Annotated in this window: 9 protein-coding genes, 4 tRNA genes and 1 pseudogene; 4 read left to right on the top strand and 10 right to left on the bottom strand. The window is 58.4% G+C overall.

The window, feature by feature from the left end; translation table 11 throughout:
- The first annotated feature begins 80 nt into the window (after positions 1-80).
- Positions 81-2,261: a hypothetical protein gene (locus ACI77I_RS26170; RefSeq protein ID WP_406999095.1), complete on the top strand. Its 2,181-nt coding sequence runs from the start codon at positions 81-83 to the stop codon at positions 2,259-2,261.
- Between the two features lie 87 nt (positions 2,262-2,348).
- Here ACI77I_RS26170 and gltS read toward each other — a convergent pair whose 3' ends face one another.
- The 6 genes from gltS to ACI77I_RS26140 form a co-directional block, all read right to left on the bottom strand.
- On the bottom strand, positions 2,349-3,560 hold the full coding sequence (gene gltS / locus ACI77I_RS26165) for a sodium/glutamate symporter (RefSeq protein ID WP_094952720.1): 1,212 nt from the start codon (positions 3,558-3,560) through the stop codon (positions 2,349-2,351).
- A gap of 304 nt (positions 3,561-3,864) precedes the next feature.
- Positions 3,865-10,191: a hypothetical protein gene (locus ACI77I_RS26160; RefSeq protein ID WP_406999093.1), complete on the bottom strand. Its 6,327-nt coding sequence runs from the start codon at positions 10,189-10,191 to the stop codon at positions 3,865-3,867.
- Positions 10,192-10,583: 392 nt separating this feature from the next.
- A tRNA-Gly gene (locus ACI77I_RS26155) sits at positions 10,584-10,659 on the bottom strand.
- A 3-nt stretch (positions 10,660-10,662) separates the two neighbouring features.
- A tRNA-Glu gene (locus ACI77I_RS26150) sits at positions 10,663-10,738 on the bottom strand.
- A gap of 105 nt (positions 10,739-10,843) precedes the next feature.
- A tRNA-Gly gene (locus ACI77I_RS26145) sits at positions 10,844-10,919 on the bottom strand.
- 3 nt (positions 10,920-10,922) lie between these two features.
- Positions 10,923-10,998, bottom strand: a tRNA-Glu gene (locus tag ACI77I_RS26140).
- Positions 10,999-11,368: 370 nt separating this feature from the next.
- Here ACI77I_RS26140 and ACI77I_RS26135 point away from each other — a divergent pair.
- Together ACI77I_RS26135 and ACI77I_RS26130 are read left to right on the top strand one after the other, a co-directional pair.
- Positions 11,369-12,127: a hypothetical protein gene (locus ACI77I_RS26135; RefSeq protein ID WP_094952717.1), complete on the top strand. Its 759-nt coding sequence runs from the start codon at positions 11,369-11,371 to the stop codon at positions 12,125-12,127.
- A gap of 335 nt (positions 12,128-12,462) precedes the next feature.
- Complete coding sequence (locus ACI77I_RS26130; protein WP_406999091.1) at positions 12,463-13,275, top strand: alpha/beta fold hydrolase; 813 nt, start codon at positions 12,463-12,465, stop codon at positions 13,273-13,275.
- A gap of 39 nt (positions 13,276-13,314) precedes the next feature.
- Here ACI77I_RS26130 and ACI77I_RS26125 read toward each other — a convergent pair whose 3' ends face one another.
- The 4 genes and pseudogenes from ACI77I_RS26125 to ACI77I_RS26110 all read right to left on the bottom strand — a co-directional run bounded on the left by ACI77I_RS26125 (position 13,315) and on the right by ACI77I_RS26110 (position 17,775).
- Complete coding sequence (locus ACI77I_RS26125) at positions 13,315-14,157, bottom strand: methyl-accepting chemotaxis protein (RefSeq protein ID WP_371917707.1); 843 nt, start codon at positions 14,155-14,157, stop codon at positions 13,315-13,317.
- Between the two features lie 18 nt (positions 14,158-14,175).
- Positions 14,176-14,400 (bottom strand): annotated as a pseudogene (locus tag ACI77I_RS26120) (HAMP domain-containing protein); the annotation flags it as partial.
- A gap of 996 nt (positions 14,401-15,396) precedes the next feature.
- Positions 15,397-16,809 carry a PLP-dependent aminotransferase family protein gene (locus ACI77I_RS26115; RefSeq protein ID WP_094952714.1) on the bottom strand — a complete coding sequence of 471 codons (1,413 nt, stop codon included), beginning with the start codon at positions 16,807-16,809 and terminating at the stop codon, positions 15,397-15,399.
- A 204-nt stretch (positions 16,810-17,013) separates the two neighbouring features.
- Positions 17,014-17,775: an SDR family oxidoreductase gene (locus ACI77I_RS26110; protein ID WP_094952713.1), complete on the bottom strand. Its 762-nt coding sequence runs from the start codon at positions 17,773-17,775 to the stop codon at positions 17,014-17,016.
- Between the two features lie 228 nt (positions 17,776-18,003).
- Between ACI77I_RS26110 and ACI77I_RS26105 the strand changes: the two genes are divergently transcribed.
- Positions 18,004-19,011 carry an NADP-dependent oxidoreductase gene (locus tag ACI77I_RS26105; RefSeq protein ID WP_406999089.1) on the top strand — a complete coding sequence of 336 codons (1,008 nt, stop codon included), beginning with the start codon at positions 18,004-18,006 and terminating at the stop codon, positions 19,009-19,011.
- The last annotated feature ends 187 nt before the right edge of the window (positions 19,012-19,198 follow it).

The raw sequence follows: 19,198 nt of genomic DNA, 5'->3' as shown, positions 1-19,198 counted from the left end.
CAGGACCTAGCCGTTCGGTCAGTTACCACGCTTAACCCCTTTGCGTACCCTTTCCTCTGATCTCTGTCGGAGGAATCGCGATGTCTTTGATCAACGCTGTCGAACGCGCTTGCACCCGCTTGGCCTCTGCCGGATGGCGTGATCTGTTGCTGCGCCATGGCCTGGACATCACCTCGACCACCCTGCGCGAAGAACTTGCCAAACCCCTGCAGATTAATCGCACACAGCCAGGTTTTGAGGACTTTTCGGCGGCTGGAACACGCGGCATCGAGCCGGGGCGCCCAGCTGACAGCTTGCTGTTCCATGCATTTGCCTCACCCAATGTAATCACCGGGACCACAGGTGAAACGCTCACCGCCTTCCCCACCCCGGCTGAAATCGAACACCTGCTCAATTATGTCTACGGCGCCAACCCCCCAAGCCTGGAGGCTTTGCAGCAACTGGCCGGCGACGCTCAGTTGGCGATTGCAGTGTTCGCCTATGAATACCGGCCCCACGCTGAAACCGTGCATGGGCGCCAGGCAGACCTGTGCTTTTCCCGCACCGGGATCGCGAGGGTCGGTACCGCACCCGCGCTGTATAACCCGCAGCAACGCGGCTTTTTGCCCTTTGTCGAGGGCCAGCTCACGCAGATGCGGGTCATTCCGGCGCGCTACGGCGCGTTCATCGCTGCCCGGCAAACCGGCCAGCCGCTGCGGTTTGGCCCGATGAATGCGCAACCCGTCGACGAGGACCTGGAATTCTGGGTGCCCCTGCACAAAGTGTTCAATGGCGATGAGTGCCTGGCCGGCATAGACCTGACCGTGCAGCTGCAAAACCATCAGATCAATGAAAAAATCGGCCAGATCCACAGGCGTTTTCGCAATACCGGCTGGCAAGAGCCTGACATTCTCAACGCACCTTTCGTGATTACCGAGGGCCTATGTCATTGGGCGAATGTCGATGAGTTCGCGCCGGGCCTGCTGGTGCCCGACGCCAAGGAGGCGCTGGTGGAACTGGCGTATTACCAAGACCGCCCGTTGTCCTTCATGATGCCCCCGAACACCGGTAGCTTGGTGCATGGGCGCCATCACCTGCGTGACGACGGTTCGATCGAGGACCTCAACGAACGGCAGGATGTCGACTCCATTGTCAAAGCCGGCGGCTACCGCGCCCTGCATTATCAGGATGCAATGGCCGATGGCTGGGTACGTGCGCACTGCCCCGCGCTGGAACTGGCGAGCATCGCCGCCTATTCCATCATCGGCGCACCGGATTTTTTTCCGCTGTGCGGGCAACGGGAGCTCAAGCAATGGTCCAGCGCGCCCGAGGTATTCCCTTGCCCTACACCGCCCTGCCCGGAGGTCTGGCATACACGGGTCAACCCACTGTCCGACGTGCGTTTTTTCATCAACCAATCCCTGACCGGTGGTTACTTCTCCCCAGAAGACCGCGGCGTCACCGCGATCGTTTCGCACCTGCAGTCCTCCACCGCGCCAGGCCCGACCCTGCCGGTACAACGTGCACAACGCCAGTCCTGGCTGCCGGACTTCGCCAGCGGCGTCTTCGGGCCGGGCTGGGAAGTGGGCCGAGGCCTGGTGGACGCCCCGTTTACCAACATGTTGTGCGGTTATCAGCTAGCCAGCCCATTTACTGAAGATGCACGCATCTGTGCGGCGTTGGGCTCGTACTGGCCGGGCGTGGCGCCTGACTCCACTCGCACGTTTGAACCGCGCAGTGTGTCTGCCACGGTCATTCCGCTGACAGATGACGAAATCGGCCTGCGCGGCAACCCCGCCTGGGATGGCCGCGCTGGCCCCAGCTTGATTGAATGGGAGGGTCGCACGCGGGTGCAGTATCGAGCCTATGAGTACAGCGACTACACACAAGCTGCATTGGATGGCCAGTTGTCGCTGGCCATCACCGGGCAGACCAGCACCGAGCAGTACCACCAGAGAGTGCTTGGGATGCGACGTGCTTATCAGGCCGTCGGCGCCGGATCAGACAAAGAGCAGAGAAAACGCTGGCCGCTGCTGTCGTTTTACCAAGTGCAATTACCAGACGAAGCTTTCCAGGTTGCTCAGCAAGAGGCTGGCTTGCGACTGGAGGGCGAGGTGCATTACTACAGGCTGTACAAACACGGCGCGATCACCACACCCGCGCACGACTTCACGCTTCGCCACGTGGAAATAGAACAGGACATTGAGCTGTATATGAGCCAGGACGCTGTGCTTATTCGCCAGGACAGTGCCGCTTGGCGGCCACATGATGAGTCACGTTGATGTCGTTGCTGTCAGCGCGGGCCCGGCCGGTTGCGCCACAGCGACCGGCGGCGCACAGAAGAGCACGGTACGGCTGTAGAGGCAGGCTTAGCCCGCCGCGCCCAAAAAAGGCAGCGCCAAGTACAACTTGATCACTACCGCATTGGTGATATCGATGAAGAACGCCCCCACCATCGGCACCACCAGAAAGGCAATTGGCGAGGGGCCGAAGCGTTGCGTCACCGCCTGCATGTTGGCAATCGCGGTGGGCGTGGCGCCCAGCCCAAAACCGCAGTGCCCCGCCGCCAATACCGCCGCATCGTAGTTGCTGCCCATGACCCGGAATGTCACGAAGATTGCGAACAGGGCCATCAACAACGCCTGCGCCGCCAACAAGATCACAATCGGCAACGCGAGGGCCGCCAAATCCCAGAGCTTGAGCGACATCAAGGCCATTGCCAGGAACAACGACAGGCTGACATTGCCCAGCAGCGAGACTTCACGCTCGAACACTTGGTGCCAGCCCAGTGCCGACAAGCCGTTGCGCAACACCACACCGACGAACAACACGCACACAAAGGTCGGCAACTCGAAGGCGGTGCCTTGGATAAAACCACTCAGGAAGGTGCCGACTTGCAGGCTGATCGCCAGCAGGGCCAGTGTCTCGATAAACGAGAACGCGGTGATCATGCGCTCCTGATTGGGCTGTTCAAAGCCTTTGGGCAGGCGCGGTTGCGATTGTTCAGCGCCAGGTACCTGCACACGCTTGATGAGCAGGCGCGCAACCGGGCCGCCAATCAAACCACCCAACACCAGGCCAAAAGTCGCTGACGCGATGGCCAGCTCAGACGCGGAGGCCACGCCATACTTCTCACTAAACACCGCGCCCCACGCCGCGCCAGTGCCGTGCCCGCCCGACAACGTGATCGAACCGGCGAGCAAGCCCATCAACGGGTCGAGCCCCAACGCTTTGGCCAAGGCGATGCCCATGGCGTTTTGCACCACTAAAAGCGCTGTCACGACCAGTAGGAAAACGCCCAGTACCCGACCACCTTTCTTAAGGCTGGCAAAGTCCGCATTCAGGCCAATGGTGGCGAAAAACGCCAACATTAACGGGGCTTGCAATGAAGGGTCGAAGCGAACTTCGATACCCGCCAGTGCACGCAGCGCCACCAGCAACGCGGCAACTAATAAACCACCGGCGACCGGCTCCGGAATGCTGTAGGCGCGTAAAAAGCCGATGTGAGCCACCAGCCAGCGCCCCAGCAGCAGCACCAGGGAGGCGGCGACCAGGGTTGAATAGACATCGAGTTGCAGCATCTGGGAGTTCTCTGAAGTGAACGAGGAGAATGGGCAGGCCAGAGTAGAGACAGCGGGACAGGTAAACAGCTACCCAACAATTATTACAGACTATTCCTACGCATTTAGCCACAGCGCTTACACCGAGGGTGGTTGCGCTGGATAAAAAAGCAGCCTGAACAAAAACGCCGATCATCACGGATCGGCGTTATCGTTAAACAGAGCGATTATAGTTGATTAGAAGGTCAGTAACACAGGACCTCCAAGGCGTGCCACTGTGTTACTTGGAAGCAGCCTAAAACCGAAAATCAATGCCATTACCACATTAATAATGCACCGGCTTGTAGACAAACGTTAAATACTTAGTCCGATTGTAATCAGGACTGCGTGGATTCAGGCTGAATGGATTTGTTTTTTGAACCCTCAACAGTACTATTCCTCGATTATAGCTTGCAATAGCGGCCGTGCGCGCAAGCGCAGGGTTAAAGCCTCGCTTTATAGCCTCGATCTCCAAGTCCTTCACCGCTTGCACAAACCCTTCAGGGGCGTAACGTGTGGAGGCGCCTACGGTTCCTTTGAATGCTTTTAGGGGCCTATCCCCAATGAGGTGATTAAAATTTTCAGCAAAAGAGATCCCACCTCTCCCCCCATTCCCGGAGTTACACATCAGGAGCCTGACCTTATCATATTTTGTTTTATCCGCAGGGTTAATGCCGGCTTTGTGCAACTCCCTTAATAGATCCATTGGCTTAGCTGGCTGACCGTTGATCACCCCGGACACCGGCGTATCATAGATACCCAGGACGCGTTTGTAGAGCGGGATATTTTCTCCGTGCAAGACAATATTCAGCCGAGTCAAACCACTCTTCGTCGTATTTTCAAATGTCAGTAATGACCCATCGATCACCGGCGTAAAGTTTGAAACAGTGTTGACCCTTGGAGGTACTTGGGTAGAAGCCGTATTGGCGGTGGCGGCGGCACGAGGATTGATAACCGTCGTCCGGACTGAGTTGACACCTGACGATATTCCTCTTGGGGCGCGCATCATTAGATTGCTGAAGCCCGTGGCAGGCTTCAAACCATTTACTGCGCTCTTGGCCACGGTTTTAGAGCCATTGAACAGTTTACTTCCCAAACGGCCGGTCAGTTTCGCGGCCTGAACGCCCCCTCTGCCCACAGGAAAGGCAAAACCAAAAATATCCGTCACCAATGAGAACTGGGCCGCGCCGGTGTTGCCGTTCTGTTTGAACTCCTCAAACGTATTCATGCCGGGAATATAGGCCTTTCTCATCCATTCCAATCGGGCAACGATAGCCTTTCGCTCGGTTTCAACACTGCTCTCTGCGCGCCAGAATTTTTTATCGAATACAAAATCGCCTATTGAACGAGAGATATAGTTAGCCATCGCTTGCTTGGTTTGACTAACGCTGACGGGTTTTCCGGATACAATCGGCTCAATACGAATATTATGCGATATCTTTCCGTCTTGCGGCTGACTGCCAACGCTGTAGGCGCTGTAATCAATATTTAACGGAATACCGTCGGTGAGATCACGAAAGGCCCCTGCCCCAAAGGTCTCATCTTGCCGGCGGGGCGTGTTGATATAAGGAAAGTTATTATCGATGTCATCGCGCTTTCGAAACACGCCTCGCAAAGGGAAATATTCATAGAGCGTAGCGTTATCTCGCACAGTTTTGCCATGGACTTTTATAATCACGCCCAGTCGTGCAGGCGAATCGGATTGCTTGCCCTCTACGAAAGCGGGTGGACTCTGCGGGTCTACTTGATGCAGCGCATAGATATCAATCTTGTTGGTTTGCAGCCTTTTTTGTTCTTCCAGCGGAAGCGTTGAAATGGTTTGCTCGATGGAATACTTCAGTGCAGCCAGCGCATTGTTTCGATACTTATCGAATTCTTTATCAAACTCCACCTTTGCTTTAGGCGACGCTGTTGCATTAGAAATATACTGACCGTGACCAATTTCAACCCCCACACCTTGGCCGGTTTTTTGTACCGAGCCCAGCTTATCTTCTATGTAGAGGTCCACCGCAGAGTGAAGTTGGCTATCGTCCGCCTCTTGGGTCGTGATGCGCGCAACGGGTGTGGTGTAATCATATTGACGGCCATACGTTTGTTTCAGAATCCGTAAGGCCGTCTCCTGCTGCGACGGAATAGGTTTAGTGAAAGCATCGGCGTGTTTACTCGACTCTTCTATCACCTTATTAAAAGCGTCTACTGCAGTTGTGGCCTGTGCGGCGGAGTAAAGCCCGGTGTCATTTTTTTCAATAACCCCTTTAGTGACAGCCCAGTCGACAGCAGCATTCTCTTGCGCCTTGCCCTCGGCGAGCGCCGACTCCGGTGTAACCGACGCGGTATTGCCGTAAATCATGACCTGCTCGAAGGTCATTCTGCGGCTTGCCCCCGGGCTATCCTGCTCTATGCGGGAAACAGCGGCGCTCAGGCTGGCCCAGGTATGGGAGCCGTATCGCAAGTCGCCAGGAAGTCCTTTTAGGAGGAACTCTGGCGCGGCGCCTGCCAGCAGTAAATTCGCTGCAGCCGGTGCTATCTCGCGCTGGATTTTTTTGTGGGTTACCAAGTGGTCCACCAGGCGCTGGAAAATGGTGGCGGGTGTATGCCCCCAGTTGGCACTGCTTGCCAGATCAAATCCCGCCACGTGATTGCGCTTTGTGCCGGCGCCGGGGTCAAGGTCAAGCACCAAAGCAGCCAGCACCCGCTCATTGACGCTACTCGCAGGGGAAACATCGTTAAGCGAGGCTTCCAGTTTTTGGCCTAATGCCTGGGCCTCTGGGCTTGCGACTAAACGTGCAAGCATTGCCTCCGGATTGGACTGGCCTGGTCGCGACTGCGGGTCTATGGGGGTAATAAGGCCGCTGTTCTTCTGGGCAAACGCATTGAACAGCCCACCTTCCTTGGCCCCCAGAGCCTGGGTCTCTAAGCGGCTGATGTCTTGGATACCTGTTTTCTGCAGGTTACTTAGCGGTTGCGAGCGCGACATCAGGCCCCAGAAGTTGCCGTTTGCAGGAGGGGCCGGCAATGGGTTGTCGAGTACGGCGATCATGTTCGCCAATTGCGCCAGATTTGTCGGCACAGACACGCCACTGTTGGAAAGGAAACCATGCAGGCTGGTTTGATCCTCCAGGCCCATGTCGTTGTAGTTGCTGAACGAGGAGTCGGGTTCAACCTCCATATCCGTGTCTTTTAAACGGGCTGAAATGTCGATCTTCAGGTCTTTCTTTGCCTCCTCATACACGGCACGCAACGCTACAAGAAGGTGGTGTTTATCGGCGGCATCGGCGAGCGTTTGTCGTTGGGTGCCCAGCGCTTGCGATGAACGCGCAACAAATTGCACCGGCGCGTCAAACGCTTTGCGTGCTTGCAGCTCTAAAGCACGCTGCTGGATTGCTGGGGCGCGCAAAAGCGAACGTTCGCCATAGAACTGCTCAACGACCAAAAGAGGCGCATTTTTTTTATCGAGTTGGGTCAGGTCTATGAGTTTTCGGTGTCGCCCTAACAACAGCTTACCCACATGAAGTATCGGCCCCGAGACCTGCGCCCAGCCTGAACGGTCATGCTGGGAGAACGTCACCTCTTTGCCGTCAACCTTGGCCACTAGCTGCGCCTTTTCAGGGTCAAAGGTCAGCTGGGTCGGGTCCAAACGGTTCTCTTTTACCCAGGCGAGAAAATCCGGGCTTTGGAGCGCGTCATTGAAGTGGCGCCACCATTGTCCGAAGGTAGATCCGGCAGGCACAGGCACAGAGATGTCCCTCCTGGCAACCCCTGTCAGCCCCGTCAAGAGCCCGTTGGCATACGAAACGGCCAGCTCGCTGTCACCCGCTTTGCGTGCCATGTCGTCGTCATAACGGTCCAGCAGCGCCAACTGCTGGGCTTGCAAAGCGGCCTGGGTGCGGTCCATCGGCCGCCGCAAAGGGTTGTCGAGATCGTCGTCTGTAAAACTTTTGCTGGCGGCGAGTGCTGTAGCGCGAGCCATGGCCGCCGCCCCAGTGAGCTCAGGGTTTTCTCCATAGAACTCGCCCACGCGCGCAAACGGCACACTGTTGGGCTTAAACGCCTTATCCGTGTGGATCGCGGACGCCTTGGGTGCGGCAACCTTTGCGGCAGCCCATATAGGCTGCGAGATGTAGGCCCATTCGGGGTTTTGCGCTTGAGTGAACGTCGTGAGTTTCCCATTGACGTTGGCCGAGAGTGTTCCGTCTTTGGGAGAGAAACTCGCCGTAGCCATTTCGATACCGTTTCTCTTAGCCCAGTCCACATATTCCGGGGCCTGGAACGCGGCATATAGTTGCTGCCACCAGCGACCAAACTCTGAGTTGGGGGAAATGTCCGCTATCTGGGCTTCAAGAGGCGTTTCACCTGCTCGTGCATACTTCAGCATTGCTCCATAACGAACGGCTAACTCGCTGTCGGCGGCGGCCTGCACGCCATAGTGTTGACGAGACTCGAGGAGCTCCTGGCGCTGCTGTTCAATCCCCGCCAGGCTCCTCAGGGCAGGCGGCCGCAATGGGTCATTGGGATCAAGCGGGACGAACGTCGGGGGGGTGCCGATTTGTGCAGCCCGGGCGTTAGCTTGGCTTGGGGTAATGTCGTGTTGCTCACCATAGAAGTCGGCAATGACTTCAAAGGGCGCCGTATCGGCACTGAAGGGAGGCTTGGCGCTCAGAGCCTGGATTTGAGGCGCGACGGTTATCGCAGCTTTCCATATAGGCCCGGACACCTGAGCCCAGCCGGAATTATCAGTTTGGGTAAATCGTATTAATTCGCCATTTTTCCTCGCAGAGAGGCCGCCATCTTGAGGGAAGACGGTCACCGTGGAAGGGTCAATACCAGTCTTGTTCGCCCAATCGAGATAGTCCTGGCTTTGGAGCGTGTTGTAGAAATGATGCCAGGCTTGGCCGAAGCTGGATGCTTGGGGAATGCCCGACGTATAGACGCTGGCACGGTAGTGTCCGGCCCGCGCAGACAGCAAATCAGTGCGGTAGTAGCCCGCGAGCTCGATGTCGCCTGCTGCCGTTGCCTGCTGTTTAGCATAATGCTGCTGATGGGCAGTGAGTGCGCCCTGCTGAGCCTCTAACGCCACCTGGGAGCGAGCAGCCAGCCGTCCTGGGGTGCTACTCGCCGCAAGCGGCGTAAATGTTCCAGTGCGACTTAACTCAGCCGCGCGGTTCAGAGCGTCTTGCGGGGACAGGTTGTGCCGCTCACCATAAAAGGCGGCAATGATTTCAGGGGGAGCAGCGTTGCTATTGAACGTAGAACCGGTGCGTATGGCATCAACACCGGGGGCTACAACCTTCGCGGCGTCCCAGATAAATGCGCAGACTTTGGCCCAGCCTGAATCATCGTGTTGGGTGAAGCTTGTCAGCTTGCCATTAACCAGCCCACTGAGGCTGCCGTCCACCGCGGAAAAAACGGCCGAGCTTCGATCAAAGCCTTTTTGTTGTGCCCAATCGACATAGGCCGGGTCTTGGAAGGCCGTGTAAAAGTGCTGCCACCAGGCCTTGAGCTCAGACGTCTGCGGCAACGCTATCTGCGTATCGGCAGGCGTGCTGCGCAGCCCATCCGCATAGTGGATGGCCAACATACCGTCACCCGTTTTTCGCGCAGCATATTCAGCGCGATACCGGGTGAGTGCATGGTGATGGAGCTTGAGGCTGTGCGGGGTGCGATCAGCGGGTTGCCTGGATGGATCATTGGGGTCGAGGGGTGCAAATGCTTTGCTTTGAAAAATCTGATCAGCCCGTGTTCGCGCCACTTGCGGTGTGACATCGAGCGGCTCGCCATAAAAGTCAGCAATCGCTTCGAAGGGGGCTGCATCGCGCTTGAACGTGCTGTCAGTGCTGATGGCGGTGGTATGCGGGGCAACGATTTCACTGGCGGCCCAGATGGGAGCCGCCACTTGTGTCCAGCCGGAGTCATCACCGGGCTGGAAACTCTTTTGCTGGCCATTGACCTGCCCACTGAGGCTGCCGTCTTTGGGCGAGTAGACCACCGTAGAGGTATCCAGCCCAATGTTCTTGGCCCATTCCTTATAGTCAGGGCTTTGGAACGTGTCGTAAAAGTGCCCCCACCAAGAAGTGAACGTCGCGTCTTTTGGCAGCTCACCTACAATCTCAGGAGTCTTCTGTGAAAGGCCTACGACCCGCGTCAACATTGGGCTGAAGATTTGCGCAAGCTCGCTGTCACCTGCGATTTGCGCCTGGGTCAACGCCGGGGGCTTGACGGTATCGATATCGCTCACGGTACCGGGCAAGGTCAGGGTTTGATCCGAATCTGCAAAAGAGCGCTTCAGGCGCGTTATTGCATGCTCGCGCAATGACAGTGGGGCGCGCGCCGGCTTGCCCTCGGGCGCCGATGCTTGTTGTTCAAGTTGCGGCATTGCCTGTGATTCTGGCCCCGCTACCGTCCGCCGGCTCGCCCCTCGGGCGGCACTGCCCGCCTCTTGTTGAGACTTGCCAGCCTGCGATGGTTTTGCGGCTTCTTCAGGCTTTGCCAGAGCAGGCGTTTTCGGCACGTTATCAAGGGCATTCTGAATAAACGTCCTAGGGTATTGAGTAGAAATCATTGGCTTGACTACCGTGGAATAGGAAGGAGGAACAACTCTGAATGCTTGATTCACAGCCTCCCTGCTGATAATTCGCACAGGAGATAATTACCACTCCACACAGGCGACAAACGAGCTGGGTTTCTCGACTAAAGATGTCCTGCACCTGTCGTTTCAATGCTTTACCCCGTGCCAACGGGGTCACGCCTAAGGGTGAGGAAACAGCTCCTACATAACCCTCAACAATTCCCTACTTCATGCGATAGGAAAAATAACACTCATACGTGCGATATGACGGTGCCCGCCTACCAGCCTGTCATGTGGCATAGCCATACAACCCCGTATGTCGCAGTCACGCCAGCCCTCCACGCTTCACAACCAACCTTGCACGCCTGATGCGCTTCGCGGATAAAAAAGCAGCACAAACAAAAACGCCGATCATTGCTGATCGGCGTTTTCGTTAAATATGGAGCGGGAAACGAGACTCGAACTCGCGACCCCGACCTTGGCAAGGTCGTGCTCTACCAACTGAGCTATTCCCGCAAATGGCGTCCCCTAGGGGACTCGAACCCCTGTTACCGCCGTGAAAGGGCGGTGTCCTAGGCCACTAGACGAAGGGGACACGCTACTGAAACACATGGTGTGTATTTCAGTGCCCAGAGGCCTCATCCGAAGACTTGACCCTGGTTTCACTCAATGCCACCCGAGGGCAACACTGCTTAAAAATTGGAGCGGGAAACGAGACTCGAACTCGCGACCCCGACCTTGGCAAGGTCGTGCTCTACCAACTGAGCTATTCCCGCATATGGCGTCCCCTAGGGGACTCGAACCCCTGTTACCGCCGTGAAAGGGCGGTGTCCTAGGCCACTAGACGAAGGGGACACACGTACAACATTCACTCCCTACTGCGTTTCGCTGTGTGCTTTACGCTGTAAGTGGCGCGCATTCTATGGATGGATTGAAAGGTCGTCAACCCCCAAGGATAAATTTATTTAAATCAATGACTTCGCCGTGCTTTCCAGGCCTTTGCGGGCAGTGTGCCTGTCCAGGCTTTGACGCCTATATTCTGGCGTCCGACAAGGCGCTATAGTTCGCCCCGGCAAATGGTGGCAATGTGCATCCATGCGCTAAATGCTTACCTATATAGAAGAAACTACCTGGGCAACTGGTCGAACAGACCTATCCGCCGGATGGCACAGTCACTACACTCCACAGCAAACCCTATAAAGAGGTCACACCGGTGACACCACTCATGATCACCCTGCTGGTAATAGCCGGGATCGTAATACTGATCGCCATTGGCTACATGAACCACGTGGTGGAAAACAACAAACTGGAAAAGCAACGTACCGTGATCGAGCTTAACGATCGGCTGCGTCGTTGCGGTGAAATCACCGAGACATTCCCCGGCCAGTTGATGACCCCGAAGCTCAAACTGTTGTTGACCCGCCTGGAACTCAACGTCAACCAGCGCCTGTTGAACCTCAACAAGTCCAGCGCGGCGCTCAAGGCGCGTATCGCTGAATTGAACGCACTGATCGGCCAAGGCGAATCGATTCCGGTAGCCAACCCACCCGCGCCGATCCAGACCGAAGCCAAGGCCAAGGACGTGCGTTTTCTGCTTGAAGCCCTGCACGGCCAAGTCACGCGTGCCGCCCAGGACGGTTTTCTGCCGACCAACGAAGCCAAGCACTGGATCAAGGAAATTCGCCATATTCTGGTGCTGCTGCACATCGAGTTCTTCAACAACCTCGGTCAGCACGCTCTGCAACAAGGCCAGCCTGGCCAGGCGCGCCTGGCATTCGAGCGCGGCGTACAGTACTTGCGCAAACAGCCGGAGCCGGTGCTCTACAGTGCGCAATTGCAACTGCTGGAAAGCCAACTGGTCCGCGCCAACTCCACGGTGCTGACCAACAACCAGCCGGCTGACGACGAAGTCAATGAATTGACCGAAGGCCTGAAAGCCGTCGACGCCGACGCCGAATGGAAAAAGAAAGCCATCTACGACTGATCAGATGGGCTGTGGCAGACCGGGCTTGTTGTAGAGGCCGCCTCGCTGAAGTAAACGGGCGTGTCGTGGCGAGCGGGCTTGCCCCGCGTTGGGCTGCGCAGCAGCCCTGAAACCTGTCACTGCGGTTTACCTGGAAAAACGCAGGTACCTTACGGGGGCCGCTTCGCGCCCCAACGCGGGGCAAGCCCGCTCGCCACAGAACGCCTGCTCGCCATCACTTATTCATTCGCTACAGACAAACGCCTTGCCACAACATGCCATCACTTTGCACCTATCCCCCCGCCCCCGACTAGCGTAAAAAAGTGGCCCTCACTCCGTGAAGTTAGAGGCCTGCTATGCCTGTTGCCGTGATTGATGGACAACCGCTGCACTATGTCGACCAGGGCACCGGCCCGGTCGTCCTGCTGGGTTCAAGTTACCTGTGGGACCGCGACATGTGGGCCCCGCAAATTGAAGCCCTGTCGCAACAGTACCGCGTAATCGTTCCCGAGCTGTGGGGCCACGGTGAGTCCGGCCCGCTGCCGGCGCAAACTCAGTCCCTGGATGACCTCGCGCGCCAAACCCTGGCGTTGCTGGATCAGCTCGACATCGCGCAAATCAACCTGGTCGGCCTGTCTGTTGGCGGCATGTGGGGCGCGCGGCTGGCGCTACTGGCACCGGAGCGCATCAACAGCCTGGTAATGATGGACACCTACCTTGGTGCCGAACCCGAGGCCACACGCCAGTACTACTTCTCGCTGTTCAAGATGATCGAAGACGCCGGTGCGATCCCTGCGCCGTTGCTGGATGTGATCGCACCGATCTTCTTCCGCCCGGGCATCGACCGCGAATCAGCGCTGTACCAAGGTTATCGCCAGGCGCTGCAAGACTTCCCCAAGGAACGCCTGTTGCACAGCATCGTGCCCTTGGGCCGCTTGATCTTCAGCCGCGCGAGCATTCTGGACCAACTGCCCCGCCTGGACGCCGACACCACCTGGGTGATGTGCGGCGAGCAGGACAAGCCTCGGCCCCCCGCCGAATCCCAGGAAATGGCCGAACTGATTGGCTGCAGCCTGACGCTGATTCCGGACGCGGGGCATATCGCCTCGCGGGAAAACCCAGACTTCGTCAATGAAGCGCTGTTGACCTTCCTCGCCAACCACGCCTGATCGCTCCCCTGCCCCTTGGTCGCGGCGGGCACGCTGCGATCAAAGGCGGAAGTGCCCGACCATGCCCTTGAGCTCCGCGCCCAATTGCGCCAGCTGGATACTCGAGGCGGCATTGCCCTGCATGCTCAACGCCGATTGATCGGCGCTCGCCCGAATACAGGTGACGCTGCGGTTGATTTCTTCGGCCACCGAGCTTTGCTCCTCGGCTGCCGCGGCAATCTGCTGGTTCATCTGCTGGATCAATGACACCGCGGCCGCGATGCTGCCCAACGCGCTCTCGGTTTCCAGCGCATCACTGACCGCCAGCTTCACCAGTTCGCCACTCTGCTGGATCTGCTGCACCGACGACTGTGCCGCGCTGCGCAACGTACTCACCAGCCGCTCGATTTCCTCGGTCGATTGCTGCGTGCGCTTGGCCAGCGCCCGCACCTCATCGGCCACCACCGCAAACCCTCGACCTTGCTCGCCGGCGCGGGCGGCTTCGATCGCTGCGTTGAGGGCCAGCAAGTTGGTCTGTTCGGCCACGCTCTTGATCACGCTCAGCACGGTGCCGATGTTCTGGATTTCCGCGCTGAGGCTTTCGATACTGGCGCTGGCACTGCTGCTGGAGGTCGCGAGCAATTCAATCCGCTGCAGGCTCTGACGCACCACCTGCTGGCCGCTGTCGACCTTGTCATCGGCGGTCTGCGCGGCTTGCGCGGCCTCTTCGGCGTTGCGCGCCACGTCATGCACCGTGGCGGTCATCTGGTTCATCGCCGTGGCGACCTGCTCGGTCTCTTCCTTCTGGCTGCTGACTTCGACGTTGGTCTGCTCGGTGACGCTGGAGAGTGAATGCGCCGAACTCGCCAGTTGTTCGATGCCCGCCTGCAACCCGCTGACCATCTGGCTCAGGCCGCTGCCCATCTGTTGCATCGCCTGCATCAACTGGCCGATCTCATCACGGCGGCTGACTTCCATGCGCCCGCTCAGGTCACCGGCAGCAATCTGCTGGGCCACGGCGATCACACTGCGCAGCGGCGCCACGATCAGGCGTGTGATCACCCACGCCGCGATCAAACCCACCAACAGCGCCAAGGCTGACGAGCCGATGATCAGCAGCGCGCTTTTCTTCAATTGCGCCTGCATCGACTGGTCTTCAGCGTCATACGCCTGGTTGACCCGGCTGACCACTTGGTCGGCGCGGTCGTGCAATTGCTTGTAGACGACTTTTTCCTGGGCCAGCAGCCCGGTGTACTCGCCGAGTTTTTCGCTGAACGCGGCGATATGCCCGGACACTTCGTTGAGCACGGTCTGGTAACCCGCATCCTTGACCGAGGTTTTCAGCTGCTCGACCTGAGCCAAGGCCTGGTCGGCCTGCTCAATCTTGCCCTGCTCGGCGTTGTCTGCATCAGCCTTGCGACTCTGGTCCAGGCGTACCTGCGCTTCGTTCATCGCTTGCAACATCAACCGCGACACCTGGCCGACCTGCCCCGCCTGCTCGATAAACTCGGCGCCGTCCTTGCCCTGGCTTTCCTTGAGGCCATAGGCGCCATCGTCGGCCAGGCCCGCCTGCAGCACGTCAAGGTTATTGGCCACGCTGGACACCGACCAACTGGCCATTTCCAGGGCCAGGTCCTTGGTCTGGGTCAGCTCGACAAATTCATCGAACGCCTTGCGGTACGCGGCCAGCGCCTGCTCGACTTCGCTCATGACCGGCACATTGGCTGCAGATTGGGTTTTGAGGCTGGCGGCCAGGGCGGCCAAAGCGTCGACGCTCTCGTGCAGGGCCTCGACGGCCTTGGGGTCGGCGTGCAGCGCATAGTCCTGCTCAATCAGACGCACTTTCAGCAGGCCACTGTTAAGCGAAGACATCGCCTTGAGACCCTCAAAACGCTGGCCAACGGTTTGCAGGGACCACACGCCAATGGCCGCCACCAACGCCGTCAGCAGCAGCACCAAGGTGAAGCCCAAGCCCAGTTTTTTCGCCATACCGAGGTTGGCGAAACGTCGTTGCACGGCCGAAATCATTGCAGTTGAATCCTCTTGCAATGGCGGATGCCATCAAGCCAGGTTTCCATGTTGCGAGATTCGCAACGACGGGCTACCTGCACAAGACGCTGACGCCACAATAATGGCAAAAAGCTACATGTTCGTCGTTTTCAGAATGGTCGAGGTCGATCTGGCAGGACCCATGGCACGGAACAATGCCAACGCCCGCTGATCAGCAGCATAGGCCACATTGATACGCAGCCAGTCACTGTGTTCGCCCTTGGGGCTGAACAGCGCGCCGGGCGACAACAAAATGCACAGCCGCCGCGCGCACGCCTGCAACCGGGAGCGGTCGCCCACGCCAGGCCGAGCCCACACAAACATGCCCCCGGCGGGCACGGCAAACACCTCCCACTCCTCGTCTTCCAGCACCTGCAAGGTCGCAGCCATCTGCGTGTTCAAGCGCTTACGCAGGCGCTGCACCCACTTGCGGTAGGTGCCGTTGGTCAACAGCGTGGTGACCACCGCTTCGGCAAACCGCGAGGTGCCGATGCCTGTCAGCGTCTTGAGCGTAGCCAGTTGCGTGATAATCGCCGCACTGGCGCTGAGATACCCCACCCGCAAGGCACTGCTGAGGGTTTTGGAAAAACTCGAAATATAGATCACCCGCCCCTCATGTGGCAGCGCGGACAGTCGTGTGCAACTGGCGTGCTGCAAATCGCCGTAGACGTCCTCTTCAACAATCAGGAAGTCTTCGCTGTGCGCCAACTCCAACAGGCGCTCGGCCACTCCGCGACACAAGCTGGTGCCGGTGGGGTTGTGATACAGGCAATTGATGAACAGGCACTTGGGCCGGTGGCTTTGCAGCAGCGTTTCCAGCACCCGGATGTCCGGGCCACCCACGGTACGCGGGACCTCCAGCAGCGTGACCCCGTGGCGCTCCAACTGACGATAGAGGTTGGCATAGCCCGGGGTCTCGACCACCACCGTGTCGCCAGACTTGAGTAGCGTGCGTATCAATAGGTCCTGAGCGTGGCTGGCGCCGTGGGTGGTGAGGATGCAATCAAGACGGGTGACCACCTTCCTCTGGGTCAGCCGTTTGAGCAGTTGCTCACGTAACGCCGGCAGCCCCAGCGGTGTGCTGTAGTTGAACAGGCCGGCGGTGTCGGTTCGGCTGATTTCGCGTATGGCGTAACAAATGTCATCGCTTTCACGCCAGGTGTCCGGCAACCAGCCGCAACCCAACTTCAACTCGCCCAACGGGCCATCCACATAGGCGCCCCAGCCGAGCTCCGCACCTTCATACCAGTGGCTTTCAACGCACAGCGGCGGCTGGGCCACCACATATCCCGAGCCCTGTTTTGACACCAACAGACCCTGAGCCACCATTCGCTCGAACGCCTCGATCACATTGGATTGGCTGAGCAGGTTGTCGAGGGCCAATTGCCGGATGGATGGCAAACGTGTGCCAGGGCTCGCCCCGCTCGTGCGAATCCATTGCGCCACCGCGCTGACGATTTGCTGCACTACCGGTACAAGGGCTTGTCGATCGATGCCTAAATCCATGAGCCACTCACTTCAACTGTCTGTTATTCAACCCCAAACAGTTAAGCACAGAAGCCTGACCCCGCCGGTCGCAAACTTTTATTAAAGTATTGATTTTATTGAGTTATTTACCTACTTATACACATTCTGACGAGGCCTTGTGCCAGCCATGGAAACGCCCCACAGCGCTCCCTACCCTTTTCGAATAAGGAGTGGCGTGGTGTCTTAGATCGCGGTTGCGCCCCCGTCCACTGCCAGCGCCTGGCCTGTGGTGAACGCGGCACCGTCGCTGCACAGGTACAGCACGGCGCTGGCGATTTCCTCGACCTTGCCAATGCGCCCGACCGGGTGCATGGCCGCGGCAAACTCGGCCTTGCGCGGGTCGGCTTCATAGGCACGGCGGAACATATCCGTGTCGATCACCGCCGGGCACACCGCATTCACACGGATTTTCTTCTTCGCGTACTCAATGGCCGCCGATTTGGTCAGGCCGATCACGGCGTGTTTGGACGCAGCATAAATGCTCATCTTCGGCGCCGCCCCCAACCCCGCCACCGAGGCGGTGTTGACGATCGCCCCGCCGCCCTGGGCCAGCAGCAGCGGCAACTGATACTTCATGCACAGCCACACACCTTTGACGTTAACCCCCATGATGGCGTCGAACTCATCCAGGCTGCCGTCGGCCAGCTTGCCCTTTTCGATCTCGATCCCAGCGTTGTTGAAGGCATAGTCCAGGCGACCATAGGCGGCAACCGTCTGTGCCATCAACTGCTGCACGTCCGCTTCCTGCGTGACATTGCAGCGTACAAACAGCGCCTCGCCCCCGGCCTGCAAGATCTGCGCAACCGTGCCCTCGCCGCCTGCCACGTCCAGGTCGGCAACCACTACTTTCAAGCCTTCTGCGGCGAACGCCAGCGCGGTGGCGCGGCCAATACCGGCGGCGGCGCCGGTTACCAGGGCGACCTGGCCGGAAAACGTCATGCTCATGGGGGATGTCCTATGCAAGAAATAGCCGTGGCGCGAGTCTAGCCAACGCCAGCACCGGTGCGTCAGCACTATCAGAAGGCCAGTGAGCGCTGCATGAATGGCAGTGATAAGGCGCCCCGCGCCACTATCAGCCAGGCCTATCGGCGGGCATTCGCGCCCCTCGCATAACCTTGCCCTCAGGCCATTGCAGGTCTATCACTTAAGGTCCATTTCCAACGAGTCCTTGCCATGACTGCCCAGACCAACCGCCAGTTCCTGCTTGCCAAACGCCCGGTCGGCGCGGCCACGCGGGAGACCTTCACCTACCAGGAAGTGCCGGTGGGCACGCCTGGAGAAGGGCAAGTGCTGGTACATAATGAATACCTGTCCCTGGACCCGGCGATGCGCGGTTGGATGAACGAGGGCAAATCCTATATTCCGCCCGTCGGCATTGGTGAAGTGATGCGTGCGCTGGGCGTGGGCAAGGTGATTGCCTCCAACACCCCGAAATTTGCGGTCGGCGACTATGTAAACGGTGCGCTGGGGGTGCAGGATTATTTCCTCGGCGAGCCACGTGGCTTCTATAAGGTCGACCCGACACTCGCACCGCTGCCGCGCTACCTGTCTGCCCTCGGCATGACCGGCATGACGGCTTACTTCGCCCTGCTCGACACCGGCGCGCCCAAGGCCAGCGAAACCGTAGTGATCTCTGGCGCCGCCGGCGCGGTGGGCAGCATTGCCGGGCAAATTGCCAAGATCAAAGGTTGCCGCGTGGTGGGCATTGCCGGCGGCGCCGACAAGTGCAAGTTCCTGGTGGATGAATTGGGCTTTGACGCGGCCATCGACTACAAAAGCGAAGACGTGCCTGCCGCCCTCAAGCGCGAATGCCCCAAAGGCGTGGACGTGTATTTCGATAACGTCGGCGGCGACATTCTCGACGCCGTGCTCAGCCGTCTCGCGTTGAAGGCGCGGGTAGTGATCTGCGGTGCGATCAGCCAGTACAACAATAAAGAAGCGGTTAAAGGCCCAGCCAATTACTTGTCATTGCTGGTCAATCGCGCGCGGATGGAGGGGTTTGTGGTGATGGACCACGCGGCGAACTTTGCCGCAGCCGGGCAGGAAATGGCCGGCTGGATGGCGCAGGGCAAGCTCAAGAGCAAGGAAGATATCGTCGAGGGTCTGGAGACGTTCCCGGAAACGTTGATGAAGCTGTTCAACGGCGAGAACTTTGGGAAGTTGGTGTTGAAGGTCAGCTGACACACCACAAGACCTAATGTGGGTACGGTCAATGTGGGAGCTGGCTTGCTCGCGAAGGCGGTGGGGCAGTTACACATGAGCTGGCTGACCCACCGCCTTCGCGAGCAAGCCCGCTCCCACATTGGGATCTCAGTACATCAGGCAGAGAGTGCACTGCCGTGCTTTTGCTGTGCTTCTGCCCTGCTTT

It is taken from the genome of Pseudomonas sp. D47 (genome assembly GCF_045447305.1).
Classification (GTDB): Bacteria; Pseudomonadota; Gammaproteobacteria; order Pseudomonadales; family Pseudomonadaceae; genus Aquipseudomonas.
The sequence above is the reverse complement of the archived record's forward strand: the minus strand, read 5'-3'. Positions and strand labels throughout refer to the sequence as shown.